Genomic DNA, 25,588 nt, shown 5'->3' with positions numbered 1-25,588 from the left:
CGGCGTCAGCCCATCTTGCAGGCGGGGTTGGCCGGGCCGTAGGCGTCGGCGGCGGGGATGGTCTTGACGACCTCCTCGTAGTCCCACTCCTCCTTGACCTGGTCCTTGCTCTTGACCTTGACCTGGTAGACGTCGTGGATCACGTTGTGGTCGGCCGCGCGGACCTCACCGTTGCGCAGGAACATGTCGTTGATCTTCTTGCCCTCGAGCTGCTTGACGATGTCGTCGGACTTGTCGGTGCCGGCAGCCTGGACGGCCTCGAGGTAGTTGAACGCGGCGGAGTAGTTGCCGGCGTGGGCGAACGACGGGCGGGTGTTGGTCTTGGCCTTGAACTTGTCGGCCCAGGCCTTGTTCTGGGCGTCGAAGTTCCAGTACCACGCGTCGGTGAAGGTGGTGCCCTTGAACTGGTCGACCCCCAGGCTGTGGATGTCGGTGATGAACATCAGGCCGACCGCGAGCTTGGCCTTGTCGGCCATCCCGGCCTGGTTGTACTGCTTCACGAAGTTCACCAGGTCACCACCGGCAGCCATGATCCCGATGACGTCGGGCTTGGACGAGCCGGCCTTGGTGATGAAGGTCGCGAAGTTCTCGTTGGGGAACGGCGTGGCGATCTTCTGCTGGACCGTGCCACCCGCGCGCTCGACGGCCGCGGTGAACGACTTGGTCATGTCCTGGCCGAAGGCGTAGTCGGGGTAGACGATCGACCAGTTCTTGCCGCCACCCTCGACCAGCGCGGCTCCGGTGCCAGAGGCGAGCATGTAGGTGTCGTAGGCCCAGTGGAACGTGTACTTGTTGCACTGGGCGCCGGTCAGCGCAGTGGTGCCGGCGCCGATGTCGATGAACAGCTTCTTCTTCGCCTTGGCCTGGGTCGCGACGGCGAGCGCCGCCGACGAGGTCGGCACGTCGAGGATGATGTCGGCCTTGTCGCGGTCGTACATCTCCTGCGCCTTGGTGTTGGCGACGTCGGGCTTGTTCTGGTGGTCGGCCGCGACGATCTCGATGTCCTTGGCGACGGCCTTGTCGCCGTACTTGGCCTTGTAGTCGTCGATCGCCATCTGGATGGCGACCTTCGAGTTGGGGCCGGACAGGTCCTTGTAGACACCGGACTGGTCGTTGAGCAGACCGATGACGACCTTGCCGTCACTGATCTTGCCGCCGCCGGAGCTGGGGCCGCCGGCCCCGCCGCACGCGGCGAGCACGAGGCTGCCGGTGACAGCAGTGGCCAGGACGGCCAGGGTCTGTCGGGACGTGGTGCGCTGCATGTTCCCCTCCTGGGGTGTGGAGCCGGACGAGCGGGATGGTTCAGGTGGTCTGGTGACGCGGGGCTGCTCAGTGGGACGCGTTGGGGCTCACATGCCGAGGTACTCGAGGAGCTCGGAGGTGCGGGACTGGAAGGAGTCGTTGTCGCGCGACTCCACGACACGGCCCTGCGCGAGCAGGTAGTGGCGGTCGGCGACGGTGGCGGCGAACTTCACGTTCTGCTCGACGAGCAGCACCGAGACGCCCTGGTCCTTGATCTGGCGGATGATGTCGCCGATCTGCTGGACGATGACCGGCGCGAGCCCCTCGGACGGTTCGTCGAGGAGCAGCAACCGCGAGCCGGTGCGGAGCACCCGGGCGATGGCGAGCATCTGCTGCTCACCGCCCGACAGCTTGGTGCCGGGGAAGTCGCGGCGCTCCTGCAGCACGGGGAACTGCTCGTAGACGCGCTCGAGGCTCCACGCGTCGGCCTTGCTGGTGATCGGGGGGAGGAGCAGGTTCTCCTGCACGGAGAGCGTCGCGTAGATGCCGCGGTCGTCGGGCACCCAGCCGATGCCGGCCTTGGCCCGCTTGTCGGCACTCGACCGGCCGAGCACCTGGCCGGCCCACGAGACCGAGCCCTCGACCTGGCGGTGCAGGCCCATCACCGAGCGCAGCAACGTGGTCTTGCCGGCGCCGTTGCGTCCGACGAGCGTGACCACCTCACCCGGCGCGACGCGCAGGTTGACGTCGGTCAGCACCCGCGCTTCGCCGTACCACGCGGACAGGCCGTCGACCTCGAGGATCTCGCCGGGCACCGGGGTCACCCGGCCTGTCCGAGGTAGGCGGTGACGACGCGCTCGTCGTGGCGCACCTGGTCGTAGCTGCCCTCGGCGAGCACCTGCCCGGACTGCAGCACGGTCACTGTGTCGGCCAGTGACCCGACGACGTGCATGTTGTGGTCGACGAACACGACGGTGCGGCCCTCCGAGACCTTCTTGACGAGCGCGATGGTGCGGTCGACGTCCTCCAGGCCCATCCCTGCAGTGGGCTCGTCGAGGAGCAGGAGCTGGGGGTCCAGCGCGAGCGCGAGGGCGAGCTCGAGGGCCCGCTTCTGCCCGTAGGCCAGCGACCCGGCTGCTGCGCCCGAGCGGTCCGCGAGACCGACCTGGCCGAGCAGGTCCATGGCCCGGTCGCGGAACTGCCGCATCTGCGAGGACGACCGCCAGAAGCGGTAGCCCAGCCCGGTCGGGGAGGCCAGCGCCAGCTCGACGTGGTCGACGGCGCTCATCTGGTCGAACAGGCTGGTGATCTGGAACGAGCGCGCGATGCCGAGGTGGGCGATCTGCTCGGGCTGGCGGCCGGTGATGTCCTCGCCGCGGAAGAGGATCTGGCCCGACGTCGGCGACAGGAAGCCGGTCAGCAGGTTGAACAGGGTGGTCTTGCCGGCACCGTTGGGGCCGACGAGCGCGTGGACGGTCCCCTCGGCGACGCTGAGGCTGACGTCGGAGACGGCACGGAAGCCGCGGAACTCCTTGGTCAGCTCACGGGTCTGGAGCAGTGCTCCTGGCGCGGGCGCGCTGGCGTCGCTGGGCACCGGCACCTCCTCGTGCGGTTCGGTGCGACGGTGGGGGATCCGTCGCGCTGTGCAGAACCCTAGGGCGACCGGAGTGGGCCGGACATGTCCGGGTTCGCCACACAACCGTGCCAGAACATGTCCTCGGCACACATCCTGCCGGTGTCACGGTTTGGCATGTTTTCGGGCAGTTGGATGACGGGGTATGCCGCGTGGTTCAGTGCCAGCCGTCCGGGTGGACGTCACCCGGGATGTCGGCGGCAGGGTCGTAGGGCGTCCGGCTCAGCCGGAAGGACCCCAGGTCGAGGTGGCCGGGGCGTCCGTCGGCGTCCCGGACGACGGTCAACGGCTCACCCTCGAAGTATCCGTCGAGCCCCACCCACCCGGTCTCGGTGGGGCGCAGCCGGGTGCCCCGGAGCTTGCCCGGCTCACCGAGCAGGAGGTGGCCGTCGGGGGCGAGCCGCAGGTCGTAGCCGGTGGTGCCCCAGTACCAGTCGCCGACCAGCTCGAGCGCCGCCGACTGCTCGGCGTCCGCGTGCCAGGGCTTGACCTCGCGAGGCTCCGCGGCGAGCAGCTCCAACAGGTCGAGACCGAGCGGGCCCATGCCCGAGGTCGCGTTCGCGAAGAGGACGAAGCCGTCGCCGGTGGCCAGGTTGACCCGCAGCCCGGCCAGGAAGCCGGGCATCGAGCCGCCGTGTCCGGCGAAGCGCGCGCCGTCGACGTTCCAGACCTGCCAGCCGAGGCCGTGCGCCCCGGTCCAGGCCTGTTCGGGCGTGTCGTTGACGACGAGCGGCAGGCACATCTCCTCGAGGGTGGCCGGCTCGAGCAGCCCGGCCGTGTCGCCGGCCAGGAAGGTGGCCCAGCGTGCGAGGTCCTCGACCGTCGACCACAGCTGCCCGGCCGGGGCCATCGCCCCGGCGTCGTGCTCGGGCTCGACGTGGAGCAGGTCGGCCATCGGGTGCACGCCCCAGCCGGGCGCCGACGGGGCAACCGGCCGGGTCGTCGTCCGGGACAGGCCGAGCGGCTCGAGCAGGTTCGCGGTCACGACCTCCTGCCACGACGCACCCCGGAGCCGCCCCACCAGCTCGCCCAGCACGGCATACCCGGTGTTGGAGTAGTGGAACCGCGCGCCGGGACGGAACCGCAGGGTCGGCCGGCTCGCCAGCAGGTCGCCCCAGCTGCCGCCCTCGACCCGCTCCCACCACGGGCCCGACGTCTCGGCCTGGAGGCCCGACGAGTGCGAGAGGAGCTGGGCGACCGTCACCGCTGCGAACTCGGCGTCGGCGGTCTCCGGGAGCAGCGAGTCGATCCGGTCGTTCAGCTCGAAGCGGCCCTCGTCACGCAGCCGCATGACCTCCACCGCGACGAAGGTCTTGGTGATCGAGCCCATCCGGTACTGCGTGTCGGTGCTCGACGGCTCGCCGTCGGCGCGACCGGAGAGCGTGCCGACCGCACCCGACCACACCAGCTCGCCGTGGCGGACCAGGCCGGCCGCCACCGAGGGCAGCCGGCTCTGCGACTGCTCGGTGGCCAGGCGCAGGTCCAGCTTGCGGGCCGTGGTGGGGTCGATCGGCATGCGGCTACGCCTTCTTCGTCGCGGCCTTCTTGGCCGTCTTCTTCGCAGCCGTCTTCTTCGTGGCGGCCTTCTTGGTCGTCTTCTTCGCCGCCCGCTTGCGCGTGGTGGGGCCCTTGGCGCGCTTCTCGGCCAGCAGCTCGGCGCCACGCTCCGGGGTGATCGCCTCGGGGTCGTCGCCCTTGCGCAGCGTCGAGTTGGTCTCGCCGTCGGTGACGTAGGGGCCGAAGCGACCGTCCTTGACCACCATCGGCCGACCCGACACCGGGTCGTTGCCGAGCTCCTTGAGCGGCGCCGAGGACGCGCGACCGCGCTGCTTGGGCTGGGCGTAGATCGCCAGCGCCTCTTCGAGAGTGATGTCGAAGAGCTGCTGCTCGGAGGTCAGCGAGCGCGAGTCGGTCCCCTTCTTGAGGTAGGGACCGTAGCGGCCGTTCTGCGCGGTGATCTCGACCGGGGTGCCGTCCTCCTCGGTCGACATCCCGACGACGCGGGGCAGGCTGAGCAGCTTGAGGGCGGTGTCGAGGTCCATGGTCGCGAGGTCCATGTCCTTGAACAGGCTCGCGGTGCGCGGCTTGACCTTGGCCTTGCCCTTGAGCGCCGCGGTCTCCTCGTCCAGCACCTCGGTGACGTAGGGGCCGTAGCGACCGGCCTTGGCGACGATGTCGCGCCCGGTGTCCGGGTCCTGGCCGAGCACCCTGCCGTCGTCGGCGGACTGGTCGAGCAGCTCGCGGGCCTTGGCCGGGGTCATCTCGTCGGGTGCGATGTCGTCGTTGATGGTCGCGCGGCGCGGCGTGGTGGCGGCGTCGTCGCTCATCTCGCCGGTCGACAGGTCGACGCCCTGCGGGACGGTCTCCTCGACGTAGGGGCCGTAGCGCCCCACGCGCACGACGATGCCCTCGCCGATCGGGATGGTGGAGATCTCGCGGGCGTCGATCTCGCCGAGGTCTTCGACGAGGTGCTTGAGCCCTTGGCCGGAGCGACCGATGTTCGGCAGCCCGCCGGGTGAGCCAGTCGTGGCGCCGTCAGCCAGCCCCTCACCGCTGAGCCCTTCACCAAAGTAGAAGCGCTGCAGCCAGGCGGCGCGCTGCTCGTCGCCCCCGGCGATGCGGTCGAGGTCCTCCTCCATCGAGGCGGTGAAGTCGTAGTCGACCAGCTCGGTGAAGTGCTCCTCGAGCAACCGGGTGACCGCGAAGGCCAGCCAGGTGGGGATGAGGGCGTTGCCGCGGGTGTTGACGTAGCCGCGGTCCTGGATGGTGCCGACCGTGCTGGCATAGGTGGAGGGTCGACCGATCCCCTTCTCCTCCATGGCCTTCACGAGAGTCGCCTCGGTGTAGCGCGGCGGGGGCGAGGTCTCGTGGCCGTCGGCGTCGGCGCGCAGCGTGGTGATCGCCACGCCCTCGCTGAGCTTGGGGAGGCGACGCTCCTCGTCGGCCTCCTGGGCGCGGCTGATCTGCTCCTCGTCGCGGCCCTCCTCGTACGCCGCGAGGAACCCGCGGAAGGTGATGACCGTGCCGGAGGCACTGAACTCCACGACCCGGCCGTCCTCGAGCGTGCCGCCGAGCTTGACCGTGGCGGTCGACCCGCGGGCGTCGGCCATCTGCGAGGCGACGGTGCGCTTCCAGATCAGCTCGTAGAGCGCGAACTCGTCGCCGCGCAGCTCGCCGGCGACCTGCGCCGGGGTGCGGAACCGGTCACCGGCGGGGCGGATGGCCTCGTGCGCCTCCTGGGCGTTCTTGACCTTCTTCTCGTAGCGGCGAGGGGCGTCGGGCACGTACTCCGCGCCATACAGGTCGCGCGCCTGCTGGCGGGCGGCGGTGAGGGCGGCCTCTGACAGCGTGGTGCTGTCGGTGCGCATGTAGGTGATGTAGCCGTTCTCGTAGAGCCGCTGGGCGACCCGCATCGCGTTCTTCGACGAGAGCCGCAGCTTGCGCGACGCCTCCTGCTGGAGGGTGCTCGTCGTGAACGGTGCGGACGGACGCCGCGTGTAGGGCTTCTCCTGGACGCTGGTGACCTTGACCTGAGCCGAGATCACCTGTCGCGCAATGGAGTTCGCGGTCTCCTCGTCGAGGTGGACGACGTTCTTCGACTTGAGCGTGCCGTCGTCGGCGAAGTCGCGGCCGGTGGCCACGCGGGCGTCGTCGACCGCGGAGAGGCGCGCGCCGAACTGGTTGGACGTGCCGTCGGGCGTGAAGTCACCGACGACGTCCCAGTAGGACGCCCGGACGAACGCCATCCGCTCGCGCTCGCGCTCGACGACCATGCGGGTCGCGACCGACTGCACGCGGCCAGCGGACAGACCAGCCTTGACCTTGCGCCACAGCACCGGGCTGACCTCGTAGCCGTAGAGGCGGTCGAGGATGCGGCGGGTCTCCTGCGCGTCGACCATCGCGACGTCGAGGTCGCGGGTGGTGTTGGCGGCCCGCTGGATCGCTTCCTTGGTGATCTCGTGGAAGACCATCCGCTTGACCGGCACCTTGGGCTGGAGCACCTCGAGCAGGTGCCAGGCGATGGCCTCGCCCTCGCGGTCCTCATCAGTGGCGAGGTAGAGCTCGTCGGCACCCTTGAGCAGCCGCTTGAGCTCGGAGACCTTCTTCTTCTTGTCGGCGTCGACGACGTAGTAGGCCTCGAAGCCGTTGTCGACGTCGACGCCGAACCGGCCGAACGGGCCCTTCTTGATGTCGGCGGGCATCTCCGACGGGGTGGGGATGTCACGGATGTGGCCGACCGACGCCTCGACGTCCCAGTCCTTGCCCAGGTAGCCGCCGATCGTCTTCGCCTTGGCCGGCGACTCGACGATGACGAGCTTGCGCCCCTCACTCATGGTTCAACCTCAGTTCCTGATCCCATGTGCAGCGGATTCGTCGCTGCATGGACACGGCATCGCGGATGACGGTATCCGAGCGCGTCAAGTTCGCGTCGCACCGCCCGGCGTTCGGTCCGTGGCTTCCGGAGACTAGTTGAAGGTTCAAGTAAACCTTTGCTATCCTCGTGCCATGAGCGAGACCACGACCACCCGCCAGCCCGTGCTGTACCTCAGCCACGGCGCCCCGCCGCTGGCCGACGACCCGGTGTGGACCGACCAGCTCTCGACGTGGTCGACGCAGTTCGACAAGCCGGCGAACATCCTCATGGTCTCCGCGCACTGGGAGGAGGCACCGCTGTCGCTGTCCGCGACGACCGGCGACGTCCCCCTGGTCTACGACTTCTACGGCTTCCCGCGGCACTACTACGAGGTGACGTATGGAGCCCCGGGTGCACCTGAGCTCGCCGCCGACGTCGCCAAGCTCGTGCACTCCACCGACACCCCGGTCCACCGTGACGAGACCCGCGGCCTCGACCACGGCGCCTACGTGCCGCTCGTCGAGATGTACCCCGAGGCCGACATCCCCGTCCTGCAGATGTCGATGCCGACGCTCGACCCGAGGGCGTTGTTCGACCTCGGCCGCAAGCTCGCTCCCCTCCGCGACCAGGGCACCCTGATCGTCGGCTCCGGCTTCACCACGCACAACCTGCGCTGGTTCAACCCGGCCGGCGGCCCCGACGGCACGCCGCCCAGGGCCTCGTCGGAGTTCGACAACTGGGCCGCCGAGGCGCTCGAGCGCCAGGACGTCGACGCCATCCTCGACTTCATGCAGAAGGCCCCGGCCGCCCGTGAGGCGCACCCGCGCACCGAGCACTGGGCGCCGTTGTACGTGAGTCTCGGCGCGGCATACGAGTCCGGCAGCCTCGACAACAAGAGCGTCATCGACGGCTTCTGGTTCGGACTGAGCAAGCGTTCCTGGCAGTTCGCCTGACCCGCCCCCTCTACCCCGCACTTGTTGCGCGCTCGTGGTCACCGAGACCCGGTTTCCCCGGCCTTGTGACCACCTGAGCGCAACAAGTCCGGCTTGGGTCAGGGGATGACCACCGACTTGCCCCTGGCGTGGAACTCGCCCTGCACGCGCAGGGCCTCGGGGGCGTCGGCGAGCGCCCAGCGCCGGTCCATCACCGGAGTCACCAGCCCGCGGGCCACCAGGTCGACCACGAGCTCGAGGTCGGCCCGGTTGCGCGACGCCACCTTGAACGCCGGCGCCCGCTGGCTGCCGAACGCGAAGTAGACCGGCACGCTGAGCATCCGCGGCATGGGGTGCAGCCACTTCGACTTCGGCGAGGTGACCATCACGTAGCCGCCCCCGGGTGAGACCAGGCGGCGGCTGTCGCGCAGGGTCAGGCTGCCGGCGTTGTCGAAGAACAGGTCGAAGGTCTCCCCCAGCGCCCGGACGTCCTTGCGGGTGTAGTCGACGACGCGGTCGGCGCCGGCTCGGCGGGCCGCCTCGACGTTGCCGGTGCTGCACACCGCCGTCACGTGGGAGGCCCCCAACGCCTTGGCGAGCTGGACCGCGAAGCTGCCGACACCGCCCGAGGCGCCGTTGACCAGCACCCGCTGACCCGGCTCGAGCCGACCCCAGTCGCGCAGGCCCTGGAGCGCGGTCTCGGCGGCGACACCGATGGTTGCGGCAGTCTCGATCCCCACCCCCTCGGGGACTGGCACCAGCCAGTCGGCCGGCGCCACGACGTACTCCGCGAACGCCCCTCCGGACACCTCACCGAAGACCCGGTCGCCCGGCTGGAACCGCGTGACCGCCGACCCGACGGCCTCGACGACCCCGGCCACGTCGGCGCCGGGCACCTGGCGCTTGGGGCGACGCAGGCCCAGCGTCGGGCGGGCGAACATCGGCAGCCCGGTGACGTAGTGCCAGTCGAGGGCGTTGACCGACGCGGCCGCGACCCGGACGAGCACGTCGTCGGGCCCCACCTCCGGCACCGGCACGGTCTTGACGACGACGACCTCCTCCGGGTTGCCGTAGCGCTCGTGCACCGCCGCGCGCATCGTCGTGGGCCTGGGACCGGTATGCCGCGGGGCGGGCTCGGTGGCCACGCTCGGCGGCGCCGCGGAAGGGCTGGTGTGGTCGAGGTCGGTCATGGTGGCTCCTGGGTGGGGTTGAACTTACGGTGTAAATATACGGTGTAAGTTAGCCCTACGCCGTAAGTCTGTCAACGGCCGAGAGCTAGCATTCGTGAGGACCGCCCGCGTGCCCGACCCCAGCCGACCGGAGGGACCCGTGACCGACACCGTCGAGAGCGACACCAGCCGTGACCCGGCCGGCGCCACCACGAAGGGCACGCCGCGCACCCCGCTCAGCCGCGAGCGCGTCATGCGTGCTGCGGTCGACGTGGCCGACGCGGAGGGCATCGCGGCGGTCTCGATGCGGCGGATCGGGCAGGAGCTCGGCGTCGAGGCGATGTCGCTCTACAACCACGTCGCCGGCAAGGAGGCGATGCTCGACGCGATGGTGGAGCAGGTCGCCACCGAGCTCGTCGCCGCCGTGGCATCGCTCGACTCCCCCGACCCGGCGGCCGACTGGCGGGGCGCGCTGCGGGCCCGGGCCCTGGCCGCCCGTGAGGTGATGCTGCAGCACCGGTGGGCCCCGGGCGTCCTGGAGACCCGCACCACCATGAACCTCGACATCGTGCGCTACTACGACGGGGTCGTGGGGATCCTGCGGGCCGGCGGGTTCAGCCACGACCTCGCCCACCACTCGCTGCACGCCCTCGGCAGCCGGGTCATCGGCTTCTCGCAGGAGCTCTTCGACCCCGGTGACGCCGCGGCCGGCGACGCCTCGGAGGAGATGCTGGCCGCGATGGCGAGCCAGATCCCGCACCTGGTCGAGATGCTCGGTGAGGTGGCGCACGACGACCCCGGCTCGACGCTCGGGTGGTGCGACGACCAGACCGAGTTCGAGTTCGGGCTCGACGTCGTGCTCGACGGGCTGGAGCGGCGCCGGGCTTCTACCGTGGTCCCATGATCACCGCACTGCACACCTTGGTCTACGCGCACGACCCGGCCGCAGCCCGCGACTTCTTCCGCGACGTGTTGCGCTTCCCCGCCACCGACACCGGCGGTGGCTGGCTCATCTTCCGCACCGGGCCGAGCGAGCTCGGCGTGCACCCGTCCTCGTGGGACCACGGTGGCGAGTCCGACGGTGACAGGCAGGTGGGAGGCACCGACCAGCGGTTCGACCTGTCGCTGCTGTGCGACGACCTCGAGGCGACCATGGCCGAGCTCGGGGAGCGCGGCGCCGAGTTCGACGGTGACGTGACCGAGCAGTCGTGGGGCACCACGGTGCAGCTCGTCGTCCCAGGTGCCGGCACCATGACGCTCTACCAGCCGCGCTACCTGCCGCCGGCGCTGGGCACCTCCGAGCTCGAGGCGATGTGGTGAGGTGGGTCCAGTGGTGACGCACGGCCGGTTCGGCAGGCGGGGCCGTGTGGTGACGCTGGCGTGAGGGATCTCCCCGGCTGGGTCCGGTGGCTGCTCGTCGGCCGGTTCGTCAACGCCCTCGGCTCGATGGCCTGGGTCTTCATCCCGCTCTACCTGGTCTCCGACCGCGGCCTGAGCGAGGGCGCCGCAGGGTCGATCGCGGCCGTCTGGGGCCTGGGCATGATCGCCGGCAACCTCGCCGGCGGCTCGGTCGGCGACCGCTTCGGACTGCGCCCGACGCTGGCGCTGGCGTCGCTCGCCTCGGCCGTCGGCTGCCTGCTCGTCCCGGTGACGCCGACTCCCGCCCTGCCCGTCGTGCTGGCGCTCATGGGCGCGCTCGGCGGGGTGGGCCGACCGGTGTCGTTCGCCCTCGTCACGAGCGCCCTGCCGACCGAGCACCGCCGTCAGGCGACCGCGTGGATGCGGGCGGTCAACAACGCCGGCACCGTCCTCGGCCCACCGCTCGGAGGCCTGCTGGCCGTGCACCACTTCGGCGCGATCTTCGTCATCGACGCAGTCGCGAGCCTGATGATGCTCGGCGTCGTGATGTTCGTCGTGCCGACCGCCGCGCGCGTCCCGCTGCCCGACGGCACGCCCACCCGGCTGCTCGCTGCCCTGCGCCAGGACCCGCGCTTCGTCCTGCTGCTGCTGACGGTCGTCGCCGCCGACACGGCCTACCGGTTCGCCTACTCCGCCGTGCCCTGGCAGCTCGACGCCCTCGGCGCCGCCCCGTGGATCTACGGCACGACGATCTCGCTCAACTGCGCGCTGATCGTGCTGTTCGAGCCGTGGCTCGCGCACCGGCTCCGCGACCGCGCCCCCGAACGCCTGATCGCCCTCGGCTTCCTGCTCGTCGGCGTCGGCTGGGTGGTGGTGGCTCCCTCGCCGGGCATCGTGGTGGTCCTCGTCGCCGTGGCCGTCGTGACCGCCGGCGAGATGCTCTACAAGCCGACGGCCACCGCGCACGCGTCGGACCGCGCACCCGACGGCATGCACGGTCGCTACCAGAGCCTCTACGGCGCGGCCTCGATCGGCGGCACGGTCATCGCGCCACCGCTCGCCGGGGCGCTCTTCGAGCTCAGCCCCCGGCTGATGTGGGTGTGCGGAGGCGCGCTGGGCATGGCCGCCGCGGCGGTCCTGGCCTTCACCGGCAGCCAGGCCCTGCGTCGCCAGCCAGTCCGCGAGACCCACTGACCGGTATGCCGGGTGGTGACCACCCGGCATACCCCGCCGTGGGGGTCTGCGGCTAGTGGCCGCCGGGGCGGCGCCGCGGTGCAGGTCGGGTCGGGTCGTCCTCGACCCGCTCGACGTCGGCGGGGACGATGATCGGCTTGAGCCGCGCCCACACGAGGAAGACCGCGCCGGCGACGGCCAGCGCGAGGCCGGTCCAGAGGTTGGCGTTGACGCCGCCGGTCTTGGCTTCCTCGGTGTCCATGAAGAGCCCTGCGGCAAGCAGCAGCACGCCGTAGATGGCGAGCAGGGCCCCGATGATGTTGCGGATGTCGAACGCACCGGCGGTGTGGCCGCCGGATGCCTCGGCCGAGGTGTCGGTCTTCTTGTCGGACATGTGCAGCCTCCTTAGAACGCGAAGTTGAGGACGAGGACCATGACGAGTGCGATGCCTGCGAGGGGCAGGGTGCGTTGGTACCAGGGGAGACTCGCCTCTTCGGGGTCGACGAGGTCCTCCCTCGGCGTCTCGGAGTAGACCAGCCCCTTGAGCTCGGAGGCCGGTTTGGGCTGGGTCGCCAGGCTGACCACGACGCTGAGGACGATGTCGACGACAAAGGCCGTCGAGGCGGCGACGAAGCTCGCGCCCTGCCCCGAGAGGGGGATGACCCCTTGGCTGAGGGAGCCGAACGCGTCCTCCGAGAGGAAGGCCACCAGCACTGCGGAGAGCGTGCCGCTCGCGAGGCCCACCCAGCCTGCGGTGGCGGTCATCCGCTTCCAGAACATGCCGAGGATGAACGTCGCGAACAAGGGCGCGTTGAAGAACCCGAACAGTGTCTGGAGGTAGTCCATGATGTTCGAGAAGCTGCTCGCCAGGGTCGCCGTGAAGATCGCGATGAGGGTCGCCGCCACCGTGGCCAGCCGGCCGATCCGCAGGTAGTAGTCGTCGCTGTGGTCCTTGCGGATGTAGCGCTGCCACAGGTCGTAGCTGAAGACCGTGTTGAAGGCCGAGATGTTCGCCGCCATGCCGGCCATGAAGGCAGCCAGCAGTCCGGCGATGGCCAGGCCCAGCAGACCGTTGGGGAGGATGTCGCGCATCAGCAGGAGCAGGGCGTCGTTGTACTTCACCCCTTCGCCGGAGGCACCTCCCGGCGGGCTGCCCCCGCCCTTGAGGTCGATGATCTCCTTGACCAGGACTGCCGACACCATGCCGGGGAAGATGACGAGGAACGGCACGAACATCTTGGGGAAGGCACCGATGATGGGCGTCTTGCGAGCCGCCGAGATCGACTTGGAGGCCATCGCGCGCTGCACCTCGACGAAGTTCGTCGTCCAGTAGCCGAAGGACAGCACGAAGCCGAGCCCGAAGACGATGCCGACCACCGACCAGAACGGCGAGTCGAAGCCGGACAGCGCCTGGCCCGGCCAGGACTCGAGCTGCTGTGCCGCCGGAGCCACCTTGGAGCCAGCCGGTTGGGACTCGGCGAAGGCCGTGATCTTGTCCTTGAGGCCACCGTACCCACCCACGCGGTGCAGGCCGATCAGGGTCAGTGGCAGGAGCGAGGCGACGATGACGAAGAACTGCAGGACCTCGTTGTAGATCGCTGCCGACAGGCCGCCGAGGGTGATGTAGGACAGCACGATCGCCGCGGCCACGATGAGCGCGACCCAGAGCGGCCAGCCGAGCAGCGCGTGCACGATCGACCCGAGGAGGTAGAGGTTGACGCCGGCGATGAGCAGCTGGGCGAACGCGAAGCTGATCGCGTTGACCAGGTGGGCTCCCTTGCCGAACCGCCGGAACATGAACTCCGGGACGGAGCGCACCTTGGAGCCGTAGTAGAACGGCATCATCACGACGCCGAGGAACAGCATCGCCGGGATCGCCCCGACCCAGAAGTAGTGCACCGTCGGCAGCCCGATCTCCGCACCGTTGGCCGACATGCCCATGATCTCGACGGCACCGAGGTTGGCCGAGATGAACGCCAGGCCGGTCACCCACGCGGGCAGCGAACGCCCCGACAGGAAGAAGTCGATCGAGTCGGAGACGGACCGTCGGGCCATGACGCCGATGCCGAGGACGAACGCGAAGTAGATCGCGACGAACGTGTAGTCGAGCCAGTTGGCATCGATCAGGGGTTCGGCAGCGGGTAGGGCGAGGTGGGCGAGGGCGTTCATCAGCGACTCCTGGGGTACGTCTGCGGACCTCACGACAACCTAGGGCGTATGCCGCGAATCGGCACCCGGGCAAGCGTCGCCCTACGGCTCCGAGGCCGCGCCGCCCCGGCTCCCCATCGTCCCGGCGTACGCCGATGGATCGTCCCGCGAGTTCTATCGAATCGGCTTGAGCGCCAACACGTCTGGCATCTCGGTCTACGTGCTGGGTCTCGACGACAAGACCTTCCTCCAGCGCACCTACGGCGAAACGATCGGCAAGGTGAGCGTGACGGGCTACTGCATCAGGTTCAAGCGCCTGGCCGACATCGACGCCGACGTCCTCCAAGCAGCCATCCGCCACGGCATGACAGCATCCGCCTGATGCATTGACAGCACCCATGACGGGTGCCATGGTCATGTGCACCGAACGACTAGTGCTGACCCGGACCCTGCAGCGCATCGCCGCGTAGCAGCTGCGCAGACAGGGTCCTCCTCATGCACCGACCGATTGACCCGCCAGTCGCGGATGAGTCCTGTGCCTGAGCGTCCACCTCCCACGTCGCTCAGCCATTCCGTTGCCGCGGCCGTCGGCTCCACGCGCTTGCTCGCAGGCGCGTCGTTCGAGCAGATCCTGGTCATGTCCCCGGCTTTGGCGATCCGGGCCATTCCCCTGACGGACCGCGCAGAACTCCGGGTGACCAGACCGGGGGACCCCGGTGTCGCTGCGTCGACTGCCGACCGCGACGCCACCCGGCCCGGAGCGCTCAGTCGCCCGGGCTCCCACGTCGTGTGCCTGCCCATTGCCCTTCTGGATCGGGCAGGAGCGGGAGAGCTCCGACTGTTCACGGGTGCGACCGGCGGATTCGATGCCGCGGCCGTCGTGGTGGCGGAGATCGTGGCCAGCCAGATCGAGGCGGCCTTGGACCAGGCCTTCGTGGACGGGAACCCGGGCCCCGCGTGGGGGAACGAGGCCACGATGGGCCGCCGCCGTTCCTACGACACCGGTGTGGCCACCGGTCTGGTCATGGCCAGCCATGGGTTGGATCGGGAAGCGGCGTACGAGGTGCTGCGCGGCATAGGACAGAACACGAACCGCACGGTCGCAGAGGTCGCCGCGCAACTCATCCAGGTCGCCGAGTCGGGAGCCCATCCGCCCCAGCTTCGCCTCGTGGACTCGACGCGAACCATGAACCCGAGGCCCCGCCGTTGAGCGACGGGGCTCAGACCTTGGCGACGGCCAGGTCTGGCGCGGGCGCCTCACCTGTGTCGACGTCCACGGCCGCGCCGCTGAACTGCGCCGCATAGAGCTCGGCGTAGGCGCCGCCGCTCGCGAGCAGCTGCTCGTGCGAACCCTGCTCGACGATCTGGCCGTCGCGCATCACGAGGATGACGTCGGCGTCGCGGATGGTGGACAGCCGGTGGGCGATGACGAAGCTGGTCCGGTCGTGGCGCAGCGCCGACATGGCCTGCTGCACCAGCAGCTCCGTGCGGGTGTCGACCGAGCTGGTGGCCTCGTCGAGGATCAGCAGCGCCGGGTCCGACAGGAACGCCCGCGCGATGGTGATGAGCTGCTTCTCGCCCGCGCTGATGTTGCCACCCTCGGCGTCGAGCACCGTGTCGTAGCCATCGGGGAGCGAGTGCACGAACCGGTCGACGTAGGTGGCCTTCGCCGCGGCGATGACCTCGTCCTCGCTCGCACCGGGCCGTCCGTACGCGATGTTGTCGCGGATCGTCCCGCCGAACAGCCAGGCGTCCTGCAGCACCATGCCGATCTCGCTGCGCAGGTTGTGCCGGGTCAGGTCGGTGATGTCGACGCCGTCGAGGGTGATCCGGCCGGCATCGAGCTCGTAGAACCGCATGATCAGGTTGACCAGGGTGGTCTTGCCGGCACCGGTGGGCCCGACGATCGCCACCGTCTGGCCCGGCTCGACGCTGAGGTCGAGGTGCTGGATCAGCGGCTTCTCCGGGTCGTAGGAGAACGACACGTCCTCGAACTTCACCAGCCCGTGCGGGTCGTCGAGGGTGGTCGGGGCGACTGCGTCAGCCCGCTGCTCAGGCGCGTCGAGCACGTCGAAGACCCGCTCGGCCGAAGCGACCCCGGACTGCAGCAGGTTCGCCATCGAGGCCACCTGCGTGAGCGGCTGGGTGAACTGGCGCGAGTACTGGATGAACGCCTGCACGTCGCCGAGGCTCATCGATCCGCTCGCCACCCGCAGGCCACCGACGACGGCGATCACCACGTAGTTGAGGTTCCCGATGAACATCATCGTCGGCATGATGATGCCGCTGATGAACTGCGCGCCGAAGCCGGCGTTGAACAGGTCGTCGTTCTTCGCCTTGAACGATTCACGCACCTCGTCCTCGCGACCGAAGACCTTGACCAGCTGGTGGCCCGTGAAGGTCTCCTCGACGATGCCGTTGAGCTCACCGGTGCTCTTCCACTGCTGCACGAAGTGCTTCTGGGACCGCTTGCCGATGGTCGCGGTGACGACCATCGAGACCGGGATCGTGACGAGCGCGATCACCGCCAGCAGTGGCGAGATGTAGAGCATCATCGCGACCATCGCGACGACGGTCAGCAGCGACGTCAGCATCTGGCTGAGCGTCTGCTGCATGCTCTGCGCGACGTTGTCGATGTCGTTGGTGACGCGGCTGAGCAGCTCGCCACGCGGCTGGTTGTCGAAGTAGGGCAACGGCAGTCGGTTCAGCTTGTCCTCGACGTCTCGCCGCAGGTTGAAGATGGTGCGGTTGACGGCGCCGGTGAGGATCCAGCCCATCGCCCACGACAGCACGCTCGCGACGGCGTAGAGGGCGAGCACGAACAGCAGCACCCGCCCCACGGCACCGAAGTCGATGCCGAAACCGGGCCTGAGGTGGTCCATCTTCGCGATCAGGTCGGCCTGCTTGTCCTGCCCCTGGGCGCGCAGTCCCTGCACGACCTGGTCACGCGTAGCGGTGGACGGCAGCTGCTTCCCGACGAACCCGGCGAAGATCAGGTCGGTCGCCCGCCCCAGGATCTTGGGCCCCACGGCGTTGAGGGCAACGCTGGCCACGGCCAGTGACAGCACGGCATACAGCGACGTCCGCTCGGGCTGGAGCAGCGAGAGCAGCCGCTTCGCCGACGGCCCGAAGTTCTGCGACTTCTCGGTCGGCATGCCCAGCGACATCGGACCGCGCCGCTGGGCAGCATTCGCACCCGGGCCACGACGGGCCTCGGCGGCCTTCTCCTCCTCGGTCTTCACACCTTCGGCAGTCATGCCGCGGCCTCCTCTGCAGATCGTTGCGACTCGACGATCTCGACATACGTCGGACACGTCTCCAGCAGCTCGTCGTGGCGGCCTGCGCCGACCACCTTGCCGTCGTCGAGGACGACGATGTGGTCGGCGTCGATGATCGTCGAGACCCGTTGGGCCACGACGATGACTGCGGTATGCCGCGTGACCGGCCGCAGCGCGGACCGGAGCCTCGCGTCCGTCGACAGGTCGAGGGCCGAGAAGCTGTCGTCGAAGAGGAACACCTCGGGCTTGGCCACCAGGGCTCGGGCGATGGCGAGCCGTTGCCGCTGACCACCCGAGACGTTGGTGCCACCCTGGGCGATGGGCGAGTCGAGGCCCAGCGGCATGGCGCGCACGAAGTCCTCGGCCTGCGCGATCCGCAAGGCGTCCCAGAGCTCGTCGTCGGTCGCCTCGGAGTCGCCGTACCTCAGGTTGGACGCGACCGTGCCGGTGAACAGGTAGGGCTTCTGCGGCACCAGCCCGATCCGCGACCAGACGTCCTCGAGGGCCGCATCGCGCACGTCCACCCCGCCCAGGCGCACCGACCCGCCGGTCACGTCGTAGAGGCGCGGGATGAGGGACACCAGCGTGGACTTGCCTGCGCCCGTGCTTCCGATGATGGCGGTGGTGCGGCCCGGCTCGGCGGTCATCGAAACCCCTTGCAGGACAGGCACGTCCGCCCCCGGGTAGCAGAACTCGACGTCACGCAGCTCCACCGTGGTGCCGGTGCGCGGGATCGCCACGGGCGCAGACGGCTGGACGACCGTGGAGTCGGTGTCGAGAACCTCGGTGATCCGCCCGGCGGAAACCGTCGCGCGCGGGATCATCATCGACATGAAGGTCGCCATCATGACCGACATGAGGATCTGCATCAGGTAGCTCATGAAGGCGGTGAGCTCGCCGATCTGCATCTGACCGTTCTCCACGCGGTGCGAGCCGAACCACAGCACGGCCACGGTCGAGGCGTTGAAGATCAGCATGACGATCGGGAAGATCATCGCCATCAGCCGGCCGACGGCCAGCGCGGTGCCGGTGTACTGCGTGTTGGCCTCGGCGAAGCGATCCTGCTCGTGCTCCTCGCGGACGAAGGCGCGCACGACGCGGATGCCGGTGATCTGCTCCCGCAGCACGCGGTTCACCCAGTCGACCGACTCCTGCATGAGCCGGAACTGCGGGATCATCTTGCGGATCACCAGCGCGACCGACAGCGCCAGCGCGGGCACGGCGACGGCCACGAGCCAGGACAGCCCGACGTCCTCGCGCAGCGCCATGATGATGCCGCCGACCATCATGATCGGCGCCGACACCATCATCGCCGCGCCCATGAAGACGACCGTCTGCACCTGGGTGACGTCGTTGGTGTTGCGGGAGATCAGGGTGGGGGCCCCGAACCTCGAGACCTCCTGCGCGGAGAAGTCGCCGACCCGCGCGAAGATGCCGGCCCGCAGGTCGCGGCCCAGGCCGGCAGCCGACTTGGCCCCGAGGTAGGTGGCGGCGACGGTGGCGACGATCTGCACGAGCGACACCGCGAGCATCCACCCGCCGGTGCGCACGATGAAGCCGGTGTCGCCCTTGGCCACGCCCTCGTCGATGATTGTGCCGTTCAGGCTGGGCAGGTAGAGCGAGGCCATCGTCCCGATGAGCTGCAGCCCGACGAGCACGGCGACCAGACCGCTGTATGGCCTGAGGTAGTCGCGGATGATCCGGATGAGCACTAGTTCTTCCCCCTCGTGGTGGTTGGTCGGGCCAGCGCGCCCTCGAGCACGACGTCGACGAGCTCGGAGGCCGTCGAGTCCTGGCCGTCGAGCATGGGGTGCACGCTGGAGAGCGTGAGCATCCGCAGGTAGCCGATGAAGTTGAGCACCGGGATCCGCAGCCGCTGCGCGTCGTCGCCGATCAGGTCGGTGAAGGCCTGGTCGAGCTCGGCGGTCCCCTCCTGGCGACGGCGCAGCGCCTTGGCGTCCATCGGACGGTGCAACGGCTGGCCGGACGACTGCAGCACGCTCATCAGCGCGAAGATCCCCTGGAGGTGCTTCTGCATCACGGTGACCGCCGCAGCCAGGCGGTCACGCAGCGGCAGGTCGCGGTCCACGGCCGCCAGCTCGGCCTTGACCGCCGCGGTGTCGAACGCCTCGTGGACGCAGGCGTGGATGATCTCGTCCTTGCTGTCGAACACCCGGAAGATCGTGCCCTCGGCGATGCCGGCCGCCTTGGCGATCTCCTTGGTGCTGATGCCGCGGCCCTTGTCCCGCAGCAGCGGGATCGTGGCGGCGATGATCGAGGCCCGCCGGTCGTCGGGGGCCATCGCGGGAGCGCGGGGTGACATGGGAATCAGTATGAGTGAGTGAGCACTCACTCACAACCACGTTTTCCACCTGCACAAACGGACCCACTCATGACAGATGTCCCGGCGGTCACTCACTCGGTTCGAGGCCGCCACCCCACTCGGTTCGATGTAAACCCGCCGGGATTCGCCGGCGGGTTTACATCGAACCGGATGGAGAAGACGACTCAGACGAGCAGGCCGTCGGCCACCAGTCCCCGGAGCAGCGGAACGGCCGAGTCGCGGACGGCCGCCGCGTCCTCGCCTAGCAGCTCCGCGATCGCATCCAGGGCCAGCCCTGCAGGCAGCGTCCCGTCGCACACGCTGACCAGCGCGGCGCCGACCGTGTCGAGCCGGATCGTGCGTCCCAGGCCCACGCCCTGGCGCAGCTGGATCACGGCAGGCTCTTCGTCACCCGGTCGCCCGTGTCGCTCCTCCACCACGTCGTCGGCACACCGCCAGGCCACCGCGAGCAGCTCGGCGTCGTCGTGCTCGGCCAGCCAGGTCCGGGCGCGCAGTCCCGACAGCACGTGCGGCCCCATCGGTGCCGTGACCGGACCGGTCACCTCGGTGAGGTCGACGAAGGGCTCCCGCTCCCCCACCGGCTTCTGGAGGGTGATCACCCCGAACCCGATCGCGCTCACGCCGCGCGACGCGAAGTCGTCGAGCCACGCGGCATACATCGTCGTGAACTCGGTCGTCGCACTGTGGTGACCGCCGTCGCGCGACCAGGTCTCGGCGTACTCGGCAGGGTCCTGCAGGTCGCGCTGCACGATCCAGGCGTCGAGGCCGGTGCCGGCCACCCAGCCGCGCACCCGCTCGCGCCAGTCGCGGTCGCCGACGACCTCCCAGTTGCCGAGGAACTGGGCCACGCCACCCGGCTCGAGGTGGTCGCCGATCGACCGCACGAGGTCGGCGACGATGCTGTCGCCCGCCTGTCCGCCGTCGCGGTACTCGAAGAGCGGGACATCGGGGGTGCGTGGCGTGATGACGAAGGGCGGGTTGCTCACGATCAGCCCGAACTGTTGTCCCGCAACGGGATCCAGCATCGACCCCTCCACCACCTCCCATTCGAGGCCGTTGAGGGCGGCGTTGAACCGGGCGAAATCAAGGGCCCGCGTCGAGATGTCGGTGACCGTGACGTGCTTGGCGTGGGCACCCAGGTGCAGCGCCTGCACCCCGCAGCCGGTGCCGACGTCGAGGGCTCGCTCGACGGCCGGGCGCGGCGTCCACGAGGCCAGCGTGGTCGACGCCCCGCCGATGCCGAGGACGTGGTCCTCGCGCAGGGGTGCACGGGTGGCGAGCTCGGTGAGGTCGGAGGCGACCCACCAGGCGTGGCCCTCCTCGCCGTAGGGGCGCAGGTCGCAGGTCGCGACCACGCCGGGGCCCTGCTCGCGCACGAGCCGCAGCGCACTGGCGCCGTCGAGGCCGAGGGTGGGCAGCGCGGCCGCCGCCTCCTCCGTGTCGACCGCGTCGCCGAGTCCGAACAGCCGCACCAGGGTGGCCAGCGGCCCGTCGGCGCCGGCCGTCACGCGCTGGGCCGGGATCACCTGCTCGCGGCCGAGCGCCGCAGCGGCCAGGGGTCCGAGGAGCGCAGCCACCGCCTCGACCGTGTATGCCGCGGCCTCGAGGTCCGCGCGCAGGCGGGCGACGAGCTCGGGGTCGGCTGCCGGGGTGGGAGCGCTCATCCGTCGAGCAGGCCGCCGAGGTTGAAGCCGCCACCCCCGCCGCCACTGCCACCCGCGGCCGGCGGGGTCCACTCACTGGGCTGGACGATGACGAAACCGGGGCCGGAGAAGGCGTACTGGAAAGCCTCGCCCGAGCCACCGCGGAGCATCGACCGGACGTTCATGCTCGACACCACCTGGGGCACGAGGTTGGCCGACCAGCCCACGCAGGCCTGCACGTCGACGTAGGTGGGCTGCTGGCTGCAGTCGAGGATCACCGGCTGCCCGACGGTGTGGATCGCGACGGTGCCGGTGCCATGCAGGGTCGTGTTGAACAGGCCGCCGCTGAGCATCCCGGCGCCCTGCACCCGCTTGATGTCCCAGTCGATGGTGGAGTCGAAGGCCAGCAGGTTGCGGGCGTTGACGCTCAGGGCGTCGCCGGTCAGCTCGACGAGGAAGACGAACCCGGCCTCGGACGCGAAGAAGACGTCGCCCTCGCCGGAGACCCGCATCAGCGAGACGTCCTCGCCCGTCACGACCTTCTTGAAGAGCTTGCCGACACTGCCGGCCTTCTCGTGGTCGAAGCGGATCTGGCCCTGGTAGGAGACCATCGCGCCCTTGACGGCCAGCACGTCGCCGCCGAGGTGGACGCGGAGCATCTGCGGGTTCTGCAGCGCGAACCGCTGCTGCGCCTGGACTTCGAGGTTGGCCTGGTCAAAGAGCGGACTCTGCATGACTCCAGCCTAGGTCGCCGGACCACCGGTGGGCAGGCGATAGGCCAACCAGGTCCCGGCCCGGTCGGCCAGCCCGTCGTACAGCCGCTGGGCGGTCTCGTTGTCCGGCGCGGTCTCCCAGGCCAGCGCCCCGATGCCGCGCTCGGCCGCCAGCTGCCGGCAGGCCTCGACCAGCGCCGCACCCACGCCCCGTCCACGGGCGGCCTCCGTGACGAAGAGGTCCTCCATCACGGCCAGCCGTTGGCCCAGGGTGGTGTCCCAGCTCGAGAGCAGGGTCGCGTGGCCGAGGGCCCGTCCGGAGTCGTCCCGGGCGATCAGCTGCGTGCCGCCCGACCCCTCCTCCAGGAACGCGGTCGCCAGGGCACGGAGCTCGTCGTCAGCCGGGTCGCTGTCGTAGAACGTGCAGTAGGCCCGCATCAGGACCAGCAGGTCCGGCAGGTCGTCCGCCGTGACCCGCGTGACCTTCACCGCCGCATCGCCCATGGCGTGACCCTACGCGCGGAGGGCCGGCTCACCCGTGTGGGTGAGCCGGCCCGCCTGGCGTATGCCGCGTGGTGCCTAGCGGTTCACGGGCTCCTCGACGACGTCGGTCGCCTCGTCGACGGCCTGACCGGGGGCGGTCTCGGCCTCGCCGGCGTCGGGCGCGACCGCGTCCACGCGAGCTGCGCTCTGGCCGTCCTCGTCGCCACCGATGGCCAGGTCACGCGCCTTGGAGACGGCGACCGCGGCGATCACGATGATGATCGCCGCGGCAGCGATGCCGTAGCGGGCGACGTTGTTCTTGTCGCCACCGATCGACAGGGTCACGATCGCCGGGGCGATGAGCACCGAGACGAGGTTCATCACCTTGATCAGCGGGTTGATGGCCGGGCCGGCGGTGTCCTTGAACGGGTCACCGACGGTGTCACCGATGACGGTCGCGGCGTGGGCCTCACTGCCCTTGCCACCGTGGGTGCCGTCCTCGACGATCTTCTTGGCGTTGTCCCACGAGCCACCGGAGTTGGCGAGGAACACCGCCATGAGGCAGCCGGTGCCGATGGCGCCGGCGAGGAAGCCGGCGAGCGGACCGATGCCGAGGCCGAAGCCGACGGCGACCGGGGTGAGAGCGGCCAGCAGACCAGGCGTCGCGAGCTCACGCAGCGAGTCCTTGGTGCAGATGTCGACCACGCGGCCGTACTCGGGCTTCTCGGTGTAGTCCATGATCCCGGGGTGCTCGCGGAACTGGCGACGCACCTCGAAGACGATGGCGCCGGCCGCGCGGGTCACCGCGTTGATGGCCAGACCGGAGAACAGGAAGACCACGGCCGCACCCAGCAGCAGTCCGACGAGCACGCTCGGCGTGACGATCTGGAGGTCGAACGGCGCGTTGGCCTTCTGCAGGATCGCGGTGTACTGCGCCTGCGCCGCCTCCTGCGTCAGGGTGCCGCTCTGGATCTTGGCCACCAGGTCCGCCTCGGTGGACTTGGCCAGAGCCTGGATGATCGGCTCGAACTTCGCCTTCCACGCATCGGAGTAGGAGCCGAACAGCGCGGTCGCCGCGAGGACGGCCGTCGCGATCGCGATGCCCTTGGTGATCGCCTTGGTGGTGTTGCCCACCGCGTCGAGGTCGGTGAGGATCTGCGCGCCCTCGCCGTCGACGTCGCCGGACATCTCGGCGATGCCCTGGGCGTTGTCGGAGACCGGGCCGAAGGTGTCCATCGCCACGATGACGCCCACCGTGGTCAGCAGGCCACAGCCGGCCAGCGCGATGAGGAAGAGCGACAGGATGACCGAGCCGCCACCGAGCAGGAACGCCGCGTAGACGGCCGCGCCGATGATGACCGCGGTGTAGACCGCCGACTCGAGGCCGACGCCGATGCCCGAGAGTACGACGGTCGCCGCACCGGTGAGCGACGTGCGGGCGACGTCCTTGGTCGGGCGCTTGTCGGTGCCGGTGAAGTAGCCGGTCAGCCAGAGGATGACCGCAGCCAGCACGATGCCGATGATGACCGCCAGCACGGCGACGCGGCGCGGGTCGCCCGACAGGGCGGTGATGCCCGCGTCGGCCGACTTGAGGGCCGCGAAGGTGTCGGGCAGGTAGACGTACGCGGCCACGCCGGAGAGGACGGCCGCGATGCCGGCCGAGATGTAGAAGCCGCGGTTGATGGCGGACAGCGCGTTCTCGCCGGGCTTGACCCGGGTGATGAAGACCCCGATCAGCGCGGTCACCGCACCGATGGCCGGGACGATCAGCGGGAACACCAGGCCGTACTCGCCGAACGCGGCGGAGCCGAGGATCAGCGCGGCCACCAGCATCACGGCATACGACTCGAAGAGGTCGGCGGCCATGCCGGCGCAGTCGCCGACGTTGTCGCCCACGTTGTCGGCGATCGTCGCGGCGTTGCGCGGGTCGTCCTCGGGGATGCCTGCCTCGACCTTGCCGACGAGGTCGGCGCCGACGTCGGCGGCCTTGGTGAAGATGCCGCCACCGACACGCATGAACATCGCGAGCAGCGCGGCGCCGAAGCCGAAGCCCTCGAGCACCTTCGGGGCGTCGCCCTTGTAGAGCAGGACGACGACGGAGGCGCCGAGCAGGCCGAGGCCCACGGTTGCCATGCCGACGGTGCCACCGGTGCGGAAAGCGATCCGCATGCCGAGGTCACGGTCACCGCCACGCGCGGCGGACGCCACGCGCACGTTGGCCTTCACGGCCAGGCTCATGCCGAAGTAGCCGATCGCGGCGGAGAACAGCGCGCCGACGACGAAGAAGGCGGACCGCCCCCAGCGGACCTCGGTGGTGTCGGCGGGGAGCAGGAGGAGCAGGCCGAAGACCAGCACGACGAAGACGCCGAGCGTCTTGAACTGCCGAGCGAGGTAGGCCTGGGCGCCCTCTTCGACGGCAGCGCCGATCTCCTGCATCTTGTCGGTGCCGGGGTCGGCCGCCAGGACCTCCCGGCGGAAGAACGCACCCATGACCAGCGCGATGATGGCAATGGCCAGCACCGCATAGACCAGGGTGAGATTGGTGCCGTCCAGCTGCAGGTCAGCAGCTGTGGCGGCAGGCGCGAGGCGCGACATTCCATCCTCCTCGATGGGGAAACATTCAGGACCGCCCACGGGCGCGCCACGATGGCGCACCGCAGAGGGGACGTTGCGTGCGAGGGTAATGCACGTCACAGGGTTTGTGACGCCGGGTGAGGATCGTCACAGAGAATTCGTCAGGCGTTCGATGCTGCAGCAGCCTCGTCGACCGTGGGGTAGATGTGGAACACCTTGTCCAGGCCGGTGATCTTGAAGACCTTGAGGATGCGCTCCTGGGCGCTGACGATGCGCAGGGTGCCGTTCTGGCCGCGCACCAGCTTGAGGCGGCCCACGAGCACGCCCAGACCGGTCGAGTCCATGAAGGTGACTTTCTCGAGGTCGACGACGAGGTCGGTCCGGCCTGCGGCCACCTGCTTGTCGAGGACCTCGCGCAGCAACGGGGCGGTGTAGACGTCGATCTCGCCCGCGACGTGCACGATCGTCACCGCACCCTGCTCACTGCTGGAGACCGAGAGGTCCACGTCCACCCTTTCACCTGCGTACACCGGTGAGCAGGCG

22 protein-coding genes are annotated in these 25,588 nt (G+C 69.7%); 6 read left to right on the top strand and 16 right to left on the bottom strand.

Annotation, left to right across the window (positions count from 1 at the left end):
* Positions 1-5: 5 nt before the first annotated feature.
* From ASG91_RS06215 to topA, 5 genes are all read right to left on the bottom strand, one after another.
* A complete protein-coding gene (locus ASG91_RS06215) occupies positions 6-1,262 on the bottom strand; it encodes an ABC transporter substrate-binding protein (protein WP_056921705.1) in 1,257 nt (418 codons plus the stop codon).
* 87 nt (positions 1,263-1,349) lie between these two features.
* Positions 1,350-2,066: an ABC transporter ATP-binding protein gene (locus ASG91_RS06210; protein WP_235545440.1), complete on the bottom strand. Its 717-nt coding sequence runs from the start codon at positions 2,064-2,066 to the stop codon at positions 1,350-1,352.
* Positions 2,063-2,836, bottom strand: a complete 774-nt coding sequence (locus tag ASG91_RS06205) for an ABC transporter ATP-binding protein (RefSeq protein WP_235545439.1) — start codon at positions 2,834-2,836, stop codon at positions 2,063-2,065. The genes ASG91_RS06210 and ASG91_RS06205 overlap by 4 nt, the downstream gene beginning before the upstream one ends.
* 196 nt (positions 2,837-3,032) lie before the next feature.
* Entirely contained in the window at positions 3,033-4,391 is a 1,359-nt protein-coding gene (locus ASG91_RS06200; RefSeq protein ID WP_056921704.1) for a serine hydrolase, read from the bottom strand.
* Between the two features lie 4 nt (positions 4,392-4,395).
* A complete protein-coding gene (gene topA / locus ASG91_RS06195; protein ID WP_056921703.1) occupies positions 4,396-7,209 on the bottom strand; it encodes a type I DNA topoisomerase in 2,814 nt (937 codons plus the stop codon).
* A gap of 172 nt (positions 7,210-7,381) precedes the next feature.
* Here topA and ASG91_RS06190 point away from each other — a divergent pair, with 172 nt between their 5' ends.
* Positions 7,382-8,182, top strand: a complete 801-nt coding sequence (locus ASG91_RS06190; RefSeq protein ID WP_056921702.1) for a dioxygenase — start codon at positions 7,382-7,384, stop codon at positions 8,180-8,182.
* 98 nt (positions 8,183-8,280) lie between these two features.
* Here the strand turns inward: ASG91_RS06190 and ASG91_RS06185 are convergent, their stop codons facing one another.
* The gene (locus ASG91_RS06185) at positions 8,281-9,351 is read right to left on the bottom strand and encodes an NAD(P)-dependent alcohol dehydrogenase (RefSeq protein WP_056921701.1); all 1,071 of its coding nucleotides are present in this window, start codon (positions 9,349-9,351) and stop codon (positions 8,281-8,283) included.
* A gap of 109 nt (positions 9,352-9,460) precedes the next feature.
* Here ASG91_RS06185 and ASG91_RS06180 point away from each other — a divergent pair, with 109 nt between their 5' ends.
* Genes ASG91_RS06180 through ASG91_RS06170 form a run of 3 tightly spaced genes read left to right on the top strand, consistent with a single transcriptional unit; the run spans position 9,461 to position 11,883 of the window.
* On the top strand, positions 9,461-10,234 hold the full coding sequence (locus tag ASG91_RS06180; protein WP_235545437.1) for a TetR/AcrR family transcriptional regulator: 774 nt from the start codon (positions 9,461-9,463) through the stop codon (positions 10,232-10,234).
* Complete coding sequence (locus ASG91_RS06175; RefSeq protein WP_056921700.1) at positions 10,231-10,650, top strand: VOC family protein; 420 nt, start codon at positions 10,231-10,233, stop codon at positions 10,648-10,650. Before ASG91_RS06180 ends, ASG91_RS06175 begins: the two co-directional genes overlap by 4 nt.
* A 60-nt stretch (positions 10,651-10,710) precedes the next feature.
* On the top strand, positions 10,711-11,883 hold the full coding sequence (locus ASG91_RS06170; RefSeq protein WP_056921699.1) for an MFS transporter: 1,173 nt from the start codon (positions 10,711-10,713) through the stop codon (positions 11,881-11,883).
* Between the two features lie 52 nt (positions 11,884-11,935).
* On the opposite strand, the gene ASG91_RS06165 is transcribed toward ASG91_RS06170, so the two are convergent.
* Together ASG91_RS06165 and ASG91_RS06160 are read right to left on the bottom strand one after the other, a co-directional pair.
* Positions 11,936-12,256, bottom strand: a complete 321-nt coding sequence (locus ASG91_RS06165; RefSeq protein ID WP_056921698.1) for a hypothetical protein — start codon at positions 12,254-12,256, stop codon at positions 11,936-11,938.
* A gap of 11 nt (positions 12,257-12,267) precedes the next feature.
* A complete protein-coding gene (locus ASG91_RS06160; protein ID WP_056921697.1) occupies positions 12,268-14,031 on the bottom strand; it encodes a sodium:solute symporter family protein in 1,764 nt (587 codons plus the stop codon).
* A 166-nt stretch (positions 14,032-14,197) separates the two neighbouring features.
* Here ASG91_RS06160 and ASG91_RS06155 point away from each other — a divergent pair, with 166 nt between their 5' ends.
* Together ASG91_RS06155 and ASG91_RS20865 are read left to right on the top strand one after the other, a co-directional pair.
* On the top strand, positions 14,198-14,392 hold the full coding sequence (locus ASG91_RS06155) for a DUF1801 domain-containing protein (RefSeq protein ID WP_235545435.1): 195 nt from the start codon (positions 14,198-14,200) through the stop codon (positions 14,390-14,392).
* Positions 14,393-14,905: 513 nt separating this feature from the next.
* Complete coding sequence (locus ASG91_RS20865; RefSeq protein WP_162257507.1) at positions 14,906-15,220, top strand: ANTAR domain-containing protein; 315 nt, start codon at positions 14,906-14,908, stop codon at positions 15,218-15,220.
* Positions 15,221-15,230: 10 nt separating this feature from the next.
* Here ASG91_RS20865 and ASG91_RS06145 read toward each other — a convergent pair whose 3' ends face one another.
* The 8 genes from ASG91_RS06145 to ASG91_RS06110 form a co-directional block, all read right to left on the bottom strand.
* Positions 15,231-17,267 (bottom strand): ABC transporter ATP-binding protein, encoded by a 2,037-nt coding sequence (locus ASG91_RS06145; RefSeq protein WP_056921695.1) that lies wholly within the window; start codon positions 17,265-17,267, stop codon positions 15,231-15,233.
* On the bottom strand, positions 17,264-19,000 hold the full coding sequence (locus ASG91_RS06140; RefSeq protein ID WP_056921694.1) for an ABC transporter ATP-binding protein: 1,737 nt from the start codon (positions 18,998-19,000) through the stop codon (positions 17,264-17,266). Before ASG91_RS06140 ends, ASG91_RS06145 begins: the two co-directional genes overlap by 4 nt.
* A complete protein-coding gene (locus tag ASG91_RS06135) occupies positions 19,000-19,611 on the bottom strand; it encodes a TetR/AcrR family transcriptional regulator (protein WP_082592874.1) in 612 nt (203 codons plus the stop codon). The genes ASG91_RS06140 and ASG91_RS06135 overlap by 1 nt, the downstream gene beginning before the upstream one ends.
* 185 nt (positions 19,612-19,796) lie before the next feature.
* Positions 19,797-21,296 carry a class I SAM-dependent methyltransferase gene (locus ASG91_RS06130; protein WP_056921692.1) on the bottom strand — a complete coding sequence of 500 codons (1,500 nt, stop codon included), beginning with the start codon at positions 21,294-21,296 and terminating at the stop codon, positions 19,797-19,799.
* Complete coding sequence (locus tag ASG91_RS06125) at positions 21,293-22,009, bottom strand: AIM24 family protein (RefSeq protein ID WP_056921691.1); 717 nt, start codon at positions 22,007-22,009, stop codon at positions 21,293-21,295. Before ASG91_RS06125 ends, ASG91_RS06130 begins: the two co-directional genes overlap by 4 nt.
* A 9-nt stretch (positions 22,010-22,018) precedes the next feature.
* Complete coding sequence (locus tag ASG91_RS06120) at positions 22,019-22,492, bottom strand: GNAT family N-acetyltransferase (protein ID WP_056921690.1); 474 nt, start codon at positions 22,490-22,492, stop codon at positions 22,019-22,021.
* A 75-nt stretch (positions 22,493-22,567) separates the two neighbouring features.
* Positions 22,568-25,066 carry a sodium-translocating pyrophosphatase gene (locus ASG91_RS06115; RefSeq protein ID WP_056921689.1) on the bottom strand — a complete coding sequence of 833 codons (2,499 nt, stop codon included), beginning with the start codon at positions 25,064-25,066 and terminating at the stop codon, positions 22,568-22,570.
* 140 nt (positions 25,067-25,206) lie between these two features.
* Positions 25,207-25,551, bottom strand: a complete 345-nt coding sequence (locus tag ASG91_RS06110) for an anti-sigma factor antagonist (protein ID WP_056921833.1) — start codon at positions 25,549-25,551, stop codon at positions 25,207-25,209.
* Between the last annotated feature and the right edge of the window lie 37 nt (positions 25,552-25,588).

Origin of the sequence: Phycicoccus sp. Soil802 (assembly GCF_001429605.1) — a bacterium.
Lineage (GTDB): Bacteria > Actinomycetota > Actinomycetes > Actinomycetales > Dermatophilaceae > Pedococcus.
This window is presented reverse-complemented; position numbering and strand designations above follow the sequence as displayed.

What these genes read in the sequence shown, in the direction of transcription:
- ASG91_RS06215 (WP_056921705.1), bottom strand. Translation starts at nt 1,262, where the DNA reads ATGCAGCGCACCACGTCCCGACAGACCCTGGCCGTCCTGGCCACTGCT.
- ASG91_RS06200 (WP_056921704.1), bottom strand. Translation starts at nt 4,391, where the DNA reads ATGCCGATCGACCCCACCACGGCCCGCAAGCTGGACCTGCGCCTGGCC.
- topA (WP_056921703.1), bottom strand. Translation starts at nt 7,209, where the DNA reads ATGAGTGAGGGGCGCAAGCTCGTCATCGTCGAGTCGCCGGCCAAGGCG.
- ASG91_RS06190 (WP_056921702.1), top strand. Translation starts at nt 7,382, where the DNA reads ATGAGCGAGACCACGACCACCCGCCAGCCCGTGCTGTACCTCAGCCAC.
- ASG91_RS06185 (WP_056921701.1), bottom strand. Translation starts at nt 9,351, where the DNA reads ATGACCGACCTCGACCACACCAGCCCTTCCGCGGCGCCGCCGAGCGTG.
- ASG91_RS06175 (WP_056921700.1), top strand. Translation starts at nt 10,231, where the DNA reads ATGATCACCGCACTGCACACCTTGGTCTACGCGCACGACCCGGCCGCA.
- ASG91_RS06165 (WP_056921698.1), bottom strand. Translation starts at nt 12,256, where the DNA reads ATGTCCGACAAGAAGACCGACACCTCGGCCGAGGCATCCGGCGGCCAC.
- ASG91_RS06160 (WP_056921697.1), bottom strand. Translation starts at nt 14,031, where the DNA reads ATGAACGCCCTCGCCCACCTCGCCCTACCCGCTGCCGAACCCCTGATC.
- ASG91_RS06145 (WP_056921695.1), bottom strand. Translation starts at nt 17,267, where the DNA reads ATGACTGCCGAAGGTGTGAAGACCGAGGAGGAGAAGGCCGCCGAGGCC.
- ASG91_RS06135 (WP_082592874.1), bottom strand. Translation starts at nt 19,611, where the DNA reads ATGTCACCCCGCGCTCCCGCGATGGCCCCCGACGACCGGCGGGCCTCG.
- ASG91_RS06130 (WP_056921692.1), bottom strand. Translation starts at nt 21,296, where the DNA reads ATGAGCGCTCCCACCCCGGCAGCCGACCCCGAGCTCGTCGCCCGCCTG.
- ASG91_RS06125 (WP_056921691.1), bottom strand. Translation starts at nt 22,009, where the DNA reads ATGCAGAGTCCGCTCTTTGACCAGGCCAACCTCGAAGTCCAGGCGCAG.
- ASG91_RS06120 (WP_056921690.1), bottom strand. Translation starts at nt 22,492, where the DNA reads ATGGGCGATGCGGCGGTGAAGGTCACGCGGGTCACGGCGGACGACCTG.
- ASG91_RS06115 (WP_056921689.1), bottom strand. Translation starts at nt 25,066, where the DNA reads ATGTCGCGCCTCGCGCCTGCCGCCACAGCTGCTGACCTGCAGCTGGAC.